13 protein-coding genes are annotated in these 12121 nt (G+C 60.2%); 11 read left to right on the top strand and 2 right to left on the bottom strand.

Going from position 1 to position 12121, the window contains the following annotated elements; translation table 11 throughout:
• Positions 1–30: 30 nt before the first annotated feature.
• The 8 genes from rmuC (at position 31) to tatD (ending at position 7169) form a co-directional block, all read left to right on the top strand.
• Positions 31–1530: a DNA recombination protein RmuC gene (gene rmuC, locus AC6I7Z_RS18190; RefSeq protein ID WP_497815218.1), complete on the top strand. Its 1500-nt coding sequence runs from the start codon at positions 31–33 to the stop codon at positions 1528–1530.
• Between the two features lie 75 nt (positions 1531–1605).
• Positions 1606–2364, top strand: a complete 759-nt coding sequence (gene ubiE, locus AC6I7Z_RS18185) for a bifunctional demethylmenaquinone methyltransferase/2-methoxy-6-polyprenyl-1,4-benzoquinol methylase UbiE (RefSeq protein ID WP_033754641.1) — start codon at positions 1606–1608, stop codon at positions 2362–2364.
• Positions 2365–2376: 12 nt separating this feature from the next.
• Positions 2377–2982, top strand: coding sequence for a ubiquinone biosynthesis protein UbiJ (gene ubiJ, locus AC6I7Z_RS18180; RefSeq protein WP_033754644.1), 606 nt, complete (start codon positions 2377–2379; stop codon positions 2980–2982).
• Entirely contained in the window at positions 2979–4616 is a 1638-nt protein-coding gene (gene ubiB / locus AC6I7Z_RS18175; protein WP_497815217.1) for a ubiquinone biosynthesis regulatory protein kinase UbiB, read from the top strand. Before ubiJ ends, ubiB begins: the two co-directional genes overlap by 4 nt.
• A 112-nt stretch (positions 4617–4728) precedes the next feature.
• Positions 4729–4983: a Sec-independent protein translocase subunit TatA gene (gene tatA / locus AC6I7Z_RS18170; RefSeq protein ID WP_033754649.1), complete on the top strand. Its 255-nt coding sequence runs from the start codon at positions 4729–4731 to the stop codon at positions 4981–4983.
• Between the two features lie 3 nt (positions 4984–4986).
• Positions 4987–5529 (top strand): Sec-independent protein translocase protein TatB, encoded by a 543-nt coding sequence (tatB, locus tag AC6I7Z_RS18165; protein ID WP_497815216.1) that lies wholly within the window; start codon positions 4987–4989, stop codon positions 5527–5529.
• 2 nt (positions 5530–5531) lie between these two features.
• On the top strand, positions 5532–6290 hold the full coding sequence (gene tatC, locus AC6I7Z_RS18160) for a Sec-independent protein translocase subunit TatC (protein WP_033754655.1): 759 nt from the start codon (positions 5532–5534) through the stop codon (positions 6288–6290).
• 96 nt (positions 6291–6386) lie between these two features.
• A complete protein-coding gene (gene tatD, locus AC6I7Z_RS18155; protein ID WP_497815215.1) occupies positions 6387–7169 on the top strand; it encodes a 3'-5' ssDNA/RNA exonuclease TatD in 783 nt (260 codons plus the stop codon).
• On the opposite strand, the gene rfaH is transcribed toward tatD, so the two are convergent.
• On the bottom strand, positions 7166–7654 hold the full coding sequence (gene rfaH, locus AC6I7Z_RS18150) for a transcription/translation regulatory transformer protein RfaH (protein WP_033754660.1): 489 nt from the start codon (positions 7652–7654) through the stop codon (positions 7166–7168). The genes tatD and rfaH overlap by 4 nt on opposite strands.
• Positions 7655–7851: 197 nt before the next feature.
• Here rfaH and pepE point away from each other — a divergent pair, with 197 nt between their 5' ends.
• From pepE to fre, 3 genes are all read left to right on the top strand, one after another.
• On the top strand, positions 7852–8577 hold the full coding sequence (pepE, locus tag AC6I7Z_RS18145) for a dipeptidase PepE (protein WP_497815214.1): 726 nt from the start codon (positions 7852–7854) through the stop codon (positions 8575–8577).
• 79 nt (positions 8578–8656) lie between these two features.
• The gene (ubiD, locus tag AC6I7Z_RS18140; RefSeq protein WP_033754664.1) at positions 8657–10141 is read left to right on the top strand and encodes a 4-hydroxy-3-polyprenylbenzoate decarboxylase; all 1485 of its coding nucleotides are present in this window, start codon (positions 8657–8659) and stop codon (positions 10139–10141) included.
• 41 nt (positions 10142–10182) lie between these two features.
• Positions 10183–10884, top strand: coding sequence for an NAD(P)H-flavin reductase (gene fre / locus AC6I7Z_RS18135; RefSeq protein WP_096072400.1), 702 nt, complete (start codon positions 10183–10185; stop codon positions 10882–10884).
• Between the two features lie 71 nt (positions 10885–10955).
• On the opposite strand, the gene fadA is transcribed toward fre, so the two are convergent.
• Complete coding sequence (gene fadA / locus AC6I7Z_RS18130) at positions 10956–12119, bottom strand: acetyl-CoA C-acyltransferase FadA (RefSeq protein ID WP_048786990.1); 1164 nt, start codon at positions 12117–12119, stop codon at positions 10956–10958.
• Positions 12120–12121 lie beyond the last annotated feature (2 nt).

The raw sequence follows: 12121 nt of genomic DNA, 5'->3' as shown, positions 1-12121 counted from the left end.
TTCCCGAGCAATGCGCGTCGCGAGGGAATCATGGATCAGCAGATTATTATCAGCGCCTGTCTGGCGCTCGCCGGACTCGGCATCGGCTGGATGCTGGCGCAGCTGCGCGCTGGCCATCAGGCCGCCAGTTATGCCACCGAGCGGCGTTTGCAGCAGGAGGCGCAGCAGCGCCAGCAGCAGCAGCTTGAACAGCTCCAGCAACAGCTACAGCAGCGCGAACAGGAGCTGCGCCAGCTGCACGGCGCGCTGAGCGGCGCGCAGGAGCGGCTGCAACAGCTCGATTACTGGCGCGGCGAATGCGAACAGCTCAACCGCGAGCTGCGCAACCAGCTAGAGATCAACAGCGCGCAGGAGGCCGAGCTGCGCGAGGTGACCATCCGCCTTGAAGAGACGCGCTTCGCCGCCGAAGAGAAGCAGCGCCTGCTCACCAGCAGCGAACAGCGCCTCAGCGCGCAGTTCGAAAATCTCGCCAACCGCATCTTTGAAAACAGCGGCCGCCGCGTCGACGAGCAGAACCGCCAGAGCCTGAACAGCCTGATCGCTCCGCTGCGCGAGCAGCTGGACGGTTTTCGCCGCCAGGTGCATGACAGCTTCGGCCAGGAGGCGCGCGAGCGTCATACGCTGGCGCACGAGATCCGCCAGCTGCAGCAGCTGAATGCGCAGATGGCGCAGGAGGCGATCAACCTCACCAAAGCGCTGAAAGGCGACAACAAGATTCAGGGCAACTGGGGCGAAGTGGTGCTGAGCCGCGTCCTGGAGGCGTCAGGCCTGCGCGAAGGCCATGAATATCAGACGCAGGTCAGTTTGCAGTCGGAACAGCAGGGCAGAATGCAACCGGATGTGATCGTGCGTCTGCCGCAGGGCAAAGATGTGGTGGTCGACGCCAAGATGACGCTGGTGGCCTATGAGCGCTACTTCAACGCGGAAGATGAAGTGACGCGCGAGCAGGCGCTTCAGGAGCATGTCGCCGCGGTGCGCAGCCATATCCGCCTGCTGAGCCGTAAAGATTATCAACAACTGGCCGGTTTACGCTCGCTCGATTATGTGTTGATGTTCATTCCGGTCGAGCCGGCCTTTCTGCTGGCGATCGACCGGCAGCCAGAGCTGATCAGCGAGGCGCTGCAGCAGAACATCATGCTGGTGAGTCCGACGACGCTGCTGGTGGCGCTGCGCACCATCAACAACCTGTGGCGCTACGAGCATCAGAGCCGCAACGCGCAGCGCATCGCCGATCGCGCGGCGCGCCTCTATGACAAGATGCGGCTGTTCGTCGATGATATGAGCGGCATCGGCCATAATCTGGATAAGGCGCACAACAGCTACCGCGAGGCGATGAAAAAGCTGGCGGAAGGGCGCGGCAACCTGATCGCGCAGAGCGAGGCGTTTAAATCCCTGGGCGTTGAAGTTAAACGCTCAATCAATCCGCAGTTAGTCGAGCAGGCGATGCCGGAAAAGGCATGGGACGACGAGGAGACGCCTGACGACGTCGCCGACACCCTGGAGGCGCGCGTGAGGCGGCTCCACGAATAAGCGGGTCGTTGCGTGCCTGACTACCCTGACTCTGATACACTTCGGGAAGTATTGTTTGTGGAACAGGTAAAACCGATGGCAGATGAATCACAGCAGGAAACTACCCATTTTGGCTTTCAGACGGTCGCCAAAAGCGAAAAAGCTGACAAAGTCGCGGACGTGTTTCACTCCGTAGCGGCGAAATATGACCTGATGAACGATCTGATGTCCTTTGGCATCCATCGCATCTGGAAGCGTTTTACCATCGACAGCAGCGGCGTGCGTCGCGGTCAGCGCGTGCTGGATCTGGCGGGCGGCACCGGCGATTTGACGGCGAAGTTTTCCCGTCTGGTCGGCGACACCGGTCAGGTGGTGCTGGCGGACATCAACAGCTCCATGCTGAAAATGGGCCGCGACAAGCTGCGCAATCTCGGCGTGGTCGGCAACGTCAGCTACGTGCAGGCCAACGCCGAAGCGCTGCCCTTCCCGGATAACTATTTCGACTGCATCACCATCTCTTTCGGCCTGCGCAACGTGACCGACAAAGAGAAGGCGCTGGCGTCGATGTTCCGCGTGCTTAAGCCGGGCGGACGCCTGCTGGTGCTGGAGTTCTCCAAACCGGTGCTCGATCCCCTCAGCAAAGCGTACGACGCCTATTCGTTCCATATTCTGCCGCGCGTCGGTCAGCTGGTGGCGCAGGACGCCGAAAGCTACCGCTATCTGGCAGAGTCGATCCGCATGCATCCCGATCAGGAGACCCTGAAGGCGATGATGAACGACGCCGGATTCGAGAACACCACTTATTACAACATGACCGGCGGCATCGTCGCGCTGCATCGTGGATTTAAGTTTTAACCGGATATGGTGATGCGCTTGACGCCCTTGATTACCGCCGGTCTTGAGACCGCGCTAAACCGCATGCTCTATCGCGATCGCAGCCTGAAAGCCGCGCGCCAGCGACTGGTGGGACAGGTGCTGACGCTGCGTCTCGAGGAGCTTTCCCATCCGCTGGTGTTGGTGTTCAGCGAACAGCAGCTCGACGTGCTGAGCGACTGGCAGGACAGCAGCGACTGCACCGTGATTACGCAGCTGAAAACCCTGCCGAAGCTGCGCGATCGGCAGCAGCTGACCAGCCTGATCCGCAGCGGCGAGCTGCAGGTCGAAGGCGATTTGCAGGTAGTGCAGCGCTTTTCCGCGCTGATCGATCTGGCGGAGCTGGACCCGGCCGAATATCTTGCGCCCTGGATCGGCGATATCGCCGCGCAGGGCGTCAGCCAGGCGGCGCAGCGCGCTCTGCGGCTGCTACGCGGCGAGGTCGCGCGTCGTCAGGATTATCTGGGACAGGCACTCACCGAAGAGTGGCGCGTCGCGCCGGGCGCGCTGGAACTGGCGTGGTTTTCTGAGGAGGTAGACGCGATGGAACGTTCGCTTGATGCGCTCACGGCGCGTTTAGCGCAGCTGGAGGCGAAATGACGTTTGGAGAGATTCGCCGTTTATATTTCATCATCAGGATCTTTTTGACCTACGGTCTTGATGAGCTGATCCCCCGCATGCGCCTTACCATTCCGCTGCGCCTCTGGCGCCGTACGATTTTCTGGCTGCCTAACCGCCATAAAGACGAAGAGATCGGCGTGCGTATGCGCCTGGCGATGGAGCAGCTCGGTCCGGTCTGGATTAAGTTCGGCCAGATGCTCTCTACGCGTCGCGACCTTTTTCCGCCCGTGATCGCCGACCAGCTCGCCATCCTGCAGGATCGCGTCGCGCCCTTCGACGGCGTAAAGGCTAAAGAGCAGATTGAAAAATCGATCGGCGGCCCGGTAGAAACCTGGTTCGATGATTTCGATATTAAACCGCTGGCGTCGGCGTCAATCGCGCAGGTGCATACCGCCACCCTGAAAGCCACCGGCAAGAAAGTGGTGATCAAGGTGATTCGCCCGGACATCCTGCCGGTGATCCGCGCGGATATGAAGCTTATCTATCGCCTGGCGCGCTGGGTGGCGCGCCTGCTGCCGGACGGACGTCGTCTGCGTCCCATGGAAGTGGTGCGCGACTACGAAAAGACCCTGATCGACGAGCTGAACCTGCTGCGCGAAGCGGCCAACGCCATTCAGCTGCGCCGTAACTTCGAAGATAGCCCCATGCTCTACGTGCCGGAAGTCTATTCGGACTACTGCAGCGAAACCATGCTGGTGATGGAGCGCATTTACGGTATTCCCATCTCCGACGTGGCCACGCTGGAGCAGCACGGCGTCAACATGAAGCTGCTGGCCGAGCGCGGCGTGCAGGTCTTCTTTACCCAGGTGTTCCGCGACAGCTTCTTCCATGCCGATATGCATCCCGGCAATATCTTTGTCAGCTACGATCATCCGGAAGATCCGCAATATATCGGCATCGACTGCGGCATCGTCGGCTCGCTGAACAAAGAGGATAAGCGCTATCTGGCGGAAAACTTTATCGCCTTCTTCAACCGCGACTACCGCAAAGTCGCGGAGCTGCACGTTGATTCAGGCTGGGTGCCGCCCGATACCAACGTCGAAGATTTCGAGTTCGCTATCCGTACCGTGTGCGAACCTATCTTCGAGAAGCCGCTGGCGGAGATCTCTTTCGGCCATGTGCTGCTTAACCTGTTCAGCACCGCGCGCCGCTTCAATATGGAAGTGCAGCCGCAGCTGGTGCTGCTGCAAAAAACGCTGCTCTACGTCGAAGGCATCGGCCGTCAGCTCTATCCGCAGCTCGATCTGTGGAAAACCGCTAAGCCGTTCCTGGAAGAGTGGATCAAAGATCAGATTGGTCTGCCGGCTATCCTGCGCGCGGTAAAAGAAAAAGCACCCTTCTGGGCGGAGAAGCTGCCGGAGCTGCCGGAGCTGTTTTATGAAAGCATGCGGCATCATAAACTTTTGCAGCACAGCGTCGATAAGCTGACTAAGGATATGCACGCCCAGCGCACGCAGCATCATAAAGCGCGCTATCTGTTCGGCGTCGGCGCGACCCTGCTGTTGAGCGGCACCGCCGTATTGCTGAGCCGCCCGGACTGGGATTTCTTTCCGGCCCTGTTAATGGCGGCGGGTTTTGTCACCTGGCTAATCGGCTGGCGTAAGACAAACTAATTGTCAGCCACGCCTGAATCGCGGTAATGTCGCAGCCTTAAGCCCGGCGTCATCAGGGCTTTTGGCTGACATTACTCTTCTCAATCTCTCGCAACATCAGAGGCACTATCTCATGGGCGGTATCAGTATCTGGCAATTATTAATTATTGCCGTCATCGTTGTACTCCTGTTTGGCACTAATAAGTTAAAAAACCTGGGTTCCGATATCGGTTCCTCTATCAAGGGCTTTAAAAAAGCCATGAGCGATGAGGATGAGAAAAAGGATCATCCAAACCAGCAGGACGCTGATTTCAATGCCAAAACGCTGGCGGATAAACAGCAAACTTCGGCTAACAAAGAAGACGTTAAAAACGACAAGCAGGTGTAAACCGTGTTCGACATTGGTTTTAGTGAACTGGTACTGGTGTTCGTGATCGGGCTGATTGTTCTCGGCCCGCAGCGACTGCCGGTTGCGGTAAAAACCGTAGTGGGCTGGATCCGAGCGATGCGCTCGCTGGCCGCCAACGTGCAGCATGAGCTGGCGCAGGAGCTGAAACTGCAGGAGCTGCAGGACAGCCTGAAAAAGGTGGAAGAGGCGAGCCGCGGCGCCATGTCGCCGGAGCTGAAAGAGTCAATGGAAGAGCTGCGCAAAACCGCCGATTCAATGAAGCGTTCGGTTCAGCAGAGCATCGACATTGAAAAAGCTGAGGACGAAGCCAATACCATTCATGCGCCGCAGCAGCGCGCGGCGGAATCCGTGACGCCGGCAACGGCCCACACGCAGGCCAGCGCGCCGGCGCAGGCGCCGGAAGCGGCGGCAGAAGCCGCTGAAACCGCTAAAACCGATGCCAACCCGCAAGCGGCGGTTGTTAATCCTGCGCCGGCCGCGCCGCGCAGTCCGACAACAACCTCTTCTGCAAGTGATGAACGATAACCATGGCCGTTGAAGATACCCAACCGCTTATCAGCCACTTGATTGAGCTGCGTAAGCGTCTGCTGTACTGCATTGTCGCGGTGTTTGCGATTTTCATGGCGCTGATCTATTTCGCCAACGACATCTATCACATGGTCGCTTCGCCGCTGATCAGTCAGATGCCGGCCGGCGCCAGCATGATCGCCACCGATGTCGCCTCGCCGTTTTTCACGCCGATTAAGCTCACCATCATCGTGTCGGTCTTTCTCGCGGTGCCGGTGATCCTTTATCAGGTATGGGCTTTTGTCGCGCCGGCGCTCTACCGCCACGAACGCAGGCTGGTGATGCCGCTGCTGTTCTCCAGCACCCTGCTGTTTTACGTCGGCGTCGCCTTCGCTTACTTTATTGTCTTTCCGCTGGCGTTCGGCTTCTTCGCCAAAACCGCGCCGCAGGGCGTGACTATCGCGACCGATATCACCAACTACCTCGACTTCGTCATGACGCTGTTTATGGCGTTCGGCGTGGCGTTCGAGGTGCCGGTGGCGATCGTGCTGCTCTGCTGGACCGGCATCACCACGCCGGAAGATTTGAAAAAGAAACGCCCCTATATTCTGGTCGGCGCGTTCGTTGTTGGGATGCTGCTCACACCGCCGGACGTTTTCTCGCAAACTTTGCTCGCTATTCCGATGTACTGCCTGTTTGAAGTCGGCGTATTCTTTTCCCGTTACTACGTCGGGAAGGGACGGCGGGCGCAGGAAGAGGAACAGCATACCGACTCCTGACCCGTTATCAGTACGTTTCCCGCGCCTGGCGGGTAGACCCTGTTACCGAACCGCCCATCTGGGCGGTTTTTTGTTTAATAAGCTATGGGAAAGATTATGTTTGATATCGGTGTAAACCTGACCAGCACGCAGTTCGCCGCCGACCGCGACAAGGTGGTAAAGCGTGCGCGCGAAGCGGGCGTCACCGGCATGTTAATCACCGGGACCAATGCGCTGGAGAGCCAGCAGGCGCAGCGGCTGGCCGAGCGTCAGCCCGACTTCTGCTGGTCGACGGCGGGCGTGCATCCGCATCACGCCAGCGAATGGTCGAATGAGACGGCCAATACGCTGCGGCGCCTGGCAGAGCGGCCGCAGGTGGTGGCGATTGGCGAATGCGGCCTCGATTTCAACCGCAACCTTGCCGCGCACGAGCAGCAGGAGTACGCCTTCGACGCGCAGCTGGCGCTGGCCGCCGAGCTGAATATGCCGGTCTTCCTTCACTGTCGTGAAGCGCACGACCGCTTTGCGGCGGTGCTGGCGCCCTGGCTGCCGAAGCTGCCGGGCGCGGTGGTGCACTGCTTTACCGGCACGCGCGACGAGCTGGAAGCCTGTCTGGCGATGGGGCTGTCGGTAGGCATTACCGGCTGGGTCTGCGATGAGCGTCGCGGTATGGCGCTGCGTGAGATGCTGCCGCTGATCCCGGCGGAGCGGCTGCTGCTGGAGACAGACGCGCCCTATTTGCTGCCGCGCGATATGCATCCGCGGCCGACGTCGCGTCGCAACGAACCCTGTTTTTTGCCGCATATCGTGCAGCAGGTGGCGAAGTGGCGTGGAGAGGAGCAGGAGGCGCTGGCGGAGCAGGTAGATCGCAACGCGCGCGCGCTGTTTCGGCTGGCCTAAAGCTTGCGGAACTGCTTGTTGTCGACGCTGCGCATCACCTGTTTATTCAGCAGGTTAAGCAGCAGCATCGAGCGCGTCTCGCCGTCGGGCTCGGCGAAAATGGCGCGCAGGCCTTCAAAGGTCCCTTCGGTGATGATGACCTCATCGCCGACCTGCGGCGTTTCCGGATCGATCAGCGTTTGCGGCACGTCGGTTTGCAGCGCTTCGATAACGGCGGAAGGCACCGTCGCAGGCAGCGTGCCAAAGCGCACGAAGTGGCTGACGCCGCGCGTGCTGCTAATCGTGGTGGTATGAATCGCTTCCGGATCGAATTCGATAAAGAGATAGTTAGGAAACAGGGGCTCACTCACGGTGGTCCGTTTGCCGCGCACCACTTTTTCCAGAGCGATCATCGGGCTGAGGCAATGCACCTCCTGCCGCTCAAGATGCTCTTTCGCGCGCAGCAGCTGTCCACGTTTGCAATAGAGTAAGTACCAGGATTCCATAAATGCTCCCATTGAATGGACGCTAAGAATAGCAAACCTGCTGCCAGAGTTATAGCGCATCGCAGCGTGGAAAGATGCCGAGGCGGACAAAGTCGCTGAGGTTTCCGCAAACTGCCCGACGCAAGCGGGAAAATTGACGAGCAGCGGTGCGCTGGTTCAGACTCGTGGCTCATAACGTTTGCGAAAAGGATCTGCTGATGGAACTGTTTTTATTAAGCAACGGCAAGCTGGCCGACGACGCGCCGCTGCTGGGTTACGCGCAGCCGCAGCTGCATGCGATGATCGCCCAGCGCGGCATCCGTTCGGCGGTGCTGGTGCCTTACGCCATTATTCGCGGCGACTATCAGCAGCGCGCCGCCGAGCTGAGCGCGTCGCTGGGCGTTACCGTGCGCTGCGTGCAGGATTTCGCCACGCCGGTGGCGGCCATTGAGCAGGCGGAGCTGATTCTGGTCAGCGGCGGCAATACCTGGCTGCTGAATCAGATGCTGCACGAGAACGGTCTGATTGTGGCGATCCAGCGCGCCGTGCGCGAACGGGCGGTGCCTTACGTCGGATGGAGCGCGGGCTGCAACGTCGCGACGCCCTCGATTCGCACCACCAACGATATGCCGGTACGCAGCAGCGTGGTGTTGCCTGCGCTGGGCCTGTTTCCGGTTCAGATCAACCCGCACTACCTTGACGCGCACGCCAGCGGCCATATGGGCGAAACCCGCGACGAACGCCTGGCGGAATTTTGCGCCGTCAATCCCGAGGAGTCGGTGATTGCGCTGCGCGAAGGCAGTTTTCTGCATGTGCATGAAAACCAGCTCTCTTACTTCAGCGTGCGCGGCGAGGATTTTAAAGTTTTCCGCCATAATCAGCCGATTCAGGCCTGCCGCGACGCCACAGCGCTGCAGGCGCTGGTTCCCTTTCGCTGCGACTGAAGTTGCTGCATAAAATCCAACACGCCTCAGGAATCGGCCCTATAATGGCCGATTCACTTTGGCTGGAAGCGAAGGCCGCATGAAATATCACGATTTACGAGACTTCCTCACGCTGCTGGAACAGCGCGGCGAGTTAAAGCGCATTAGCCACTCTATCGATCCTGAGCTGGAAATGACGGAAATTGCCGACCGCACGCTGCGCGCCGGCGGACCGGCGCTGCTGTTTGAAAATCCCAAAGGCTATGACATGCCGGTGCTGTGCAACCTGTTCGGCACGCCGAAACGCGTGGCGATGGGCATGGGCCAGGAAGAGGTCAGCGCGCTGCGCGAAGTCGGCAAGCTGCTGGCGTTTCTGAAAGAGCCGGAGCCGCCGAAAGGCTTTCGCGATCTGTTCGACAAGATGCCGCAGTTCAAACAGGTGTTGAACATGCCCACCAAACGGCTGCGCAACGCGCCCTGTCAGGAGGTGGTGTTCAGCGGCGATGAGGTCGACCTGTCGCGCATTCCGGTGATGAAGTGCTGGCCGGACGACGCCGCGCCGCTGATTACCTGGGGACTGACCGTTACGCGCGGGCCGCACAAAGAGCGGCAGAATCTGGGCATCTATCGCCAGCAGGTGATTGGCAAAAACCGCCTGATTATGCGCTGGCTCTCCCATCGCGGCGGCGCGCTCGACTATCAGGAGTGGTGCCAAACCCATCCTGGCGAACGCTTCCCGGTTTCCGTCGCCCTCGGCGCCGATCCCGCCACCATTCTCGGCGCGGTAACGCCGGTGCCGGATACGCTGTCGGAGTACGCCTTCGCTGGTCTGCTGCGCGGCAACAAAACCGAAGTGGTGAAGTGTCTCTCCAACGACCTGGAAGTGCCCGCCAGCGCGGAGATCGTGCTGGAAGGTTATATCGAGCCGGGCGATATGGCGCCGGAAGGGCCCTATGGCGACCATACGGGCTACTACAATGAAGTGGATAACTTTCCGGTTTTCACCGTCACGCACGTGACGCAACGGCAGAACGCCATCTATCACTCCACCTATACCGGCCGTCCGCCCGATGAGCCGGCGGTGCTGGGCGTCGCGCTGAACGAAGTGCTGGTGCCGATCCTGATTAAGCAGTTCCCGGAGATTGTGGATTTCTATCTGCCGCCGGAGGGCTGCTCTTATCGCCTGGCGGTGGTGACGATGAAAAAACAGTACGCCGGACATGCAAAGCGCGTGATGTTCGGCGTCTGGTCATTCCTGCGGCAGTTCATGTACACCAAATTTGTTATTGTATGTGACGACGATGTAAACGCACGCGACTGGAACGACGTGATCTGGGCCATTACTACCCGTATGGATCCCGCACGCGACACGGTGCTGGTGGAAAATACGCCTATCGACTATCTGGACTTCGCCTCGCCGGTTTCCGGCCTGGGTTCCAAGATGGGACTGGACGCCACCAATAAATGGCCGGGCGAGACCCAGCGCGAGTGGGGACGACCGATCGTGAAAGATCCCGCCGTAACGGCGCGCATTGACGCGATCTGGGATGACTTAGGCATCTTTACTCAGCCGCCGCAGCGCTGACGGCGCGCACAACCCTAATGACGACCCGACAGAGGGAACGCATGACGATTTTAAGCTGTAAAGTAACTTCGGTTGAAGCGATTACCGATACCGTATATCGCGTCCGCCTGATACCCGAAGCGGATTTTACCTTTCGCGCCGGGCAATATTTGATGGTGGTGATGGACGAGCGCGACAAGCGTCCGTTCTCGCTCGCCTCGACCCCGATGGAAAAAGAGATTATCGAGCTGCATATCGGCGCCTCCGATCTCAATCTCTACGCCATGGCGGTCATGGATCGCATCCGCGACGACCGGCAGATCACCGTGGATATTCCGCACGGCGACGCCTGGCTGCGGGAAGAGAGCACGCGTCCGATCGTCCTGATCGCTGGCGGGACCGGCTTCTCCTATGCGCGCTCTATCCTGCTGACCGCGCTGGCGCAGCAGCCGGATCGCGAAATCGCTATTTACTGGGGCGGCCGCGAACTGCAGCACCTCTACGATCTCGACGAGCTCAATGCGCTGGCGGTGAAGCACCCTAATCTGCGCGTGGTGCCGGTGGTTGAACAACCGGAAGAGGGCTGGCAGGGACGTTCCGGCACGGTGCTGACGGCAGTGATGCAGGATTTCGCCACCCTGGCGGAGCACGATATCTATATCGCTGGCCGCTTCGAGATGGCGAAGATCGCGCGCGACCGCTTCTGCGCCGAGCGTGGCGCCAAAGAAGCGCAGATGTTCGGTGACGCGTTCGCCTTTATTTAGGCGTCAGGCGGAAAAAACCCGCCTCTGACGGGCGGGAACTGACTTCCAACGTGATCCAACGTATTAACGTATTACAGACGCTCAAATACGGTTGCGATGCCCTGGCCTAAGCCGATGCACATGCTGGCAAGGCCGAACTGGGCATCGCGTCGTTCCATAATGTTCAGCAGCGTGGCGCTGATGCGCGCGCCGGAGCAGCCGAGCGGATGACCGAGCGCGATTGCGCCGCCGTTCAGGTTCACCTTATCGTCCAGCCGATCCAGCAAACCGAGATCTTTAATGCAGGGCAGGGTCTGCGCGGCGAACGCTTCGTTCAGCTCGAATATGTCGATATCCTCCACGCTTAATCCGGCGCGCTTCAGCGCCAGCTTGCTGGCGGGCACCGGACCGTAGCCCATGATCGACGGATCGCAGCCGATGACCGCCATGCTTCTGACGCGCGCGCGCGGCGTCAGCCCCAGTTCGCGCGCGCGGCTTTCGCTCATGACCAGCAGCGCGGCGGCGCCGTCAGAGAGCGCCGAAGAGCTGCCCGCCGTGACCGTGCCGTTCACCGGATCGAACGCCGGCTTCAGCGCCGCCAGCCCTTCGAGACTGGTCTCCTCGCGGATCACCTCGTCAAAATCGTAGCGCTTCAGCACGCCGTCGGCGTCGTGACCGTAGGTTGGCACGATCTCCCGGCGAAAATCGCCGCGCTGCGTCGCGGCCCAGGCGCGCTGATGAGAGCGCAGCGCAAAGGCGTCCTGCTGTTCGCGGCCGATATGGTGCATATGCGCCAGCATCTCGGCGGTCAGCCCCATCATGCCCGCCGCTTTCGCTACCGTGCGGCCCAGTCCGGGATGAAAATCGACGCCGTGGCTCATCGGCACGTGACCCATATGTTCGACGCCGCCGACCAGGCAGGCGTGCGCGTCGCCGACCATAATGGCGCGCGCCGCATCGTGCAGCGCCTGCATCGACGATCCGCACAGGCGATTGACGGTGGTCGCCGGCACGCGATGGGGAATTTCCGCCAGCAGCGCGGCGTTGCGCGCGATATTAAAGCCCTGCTCCAGCGTCTGCTGCACGCAGCCCCACACGATGTCGTCCAGCGTGGCGGGATTAAGCGCCGGATGGCGGCTTAACAGCTCGCGCATCAAATGCGCGGAGAGATCTTCCGCGCGCACCTGACGAAAGGCGCCGCCTTTGGAACGGCCCATCGGCGTGCGGACCGCGTCAATAATCACCACATTTTCCATCT

Source organism: Pantoea sp. X-Soil-MYKO-1289, from assembly GCF_059730625.1.
The sequence above is the reverse complement of the archived record's forward strand: the minus strand, read 5'-3'. Positions and strand labels throughout refer to the sequence as shown.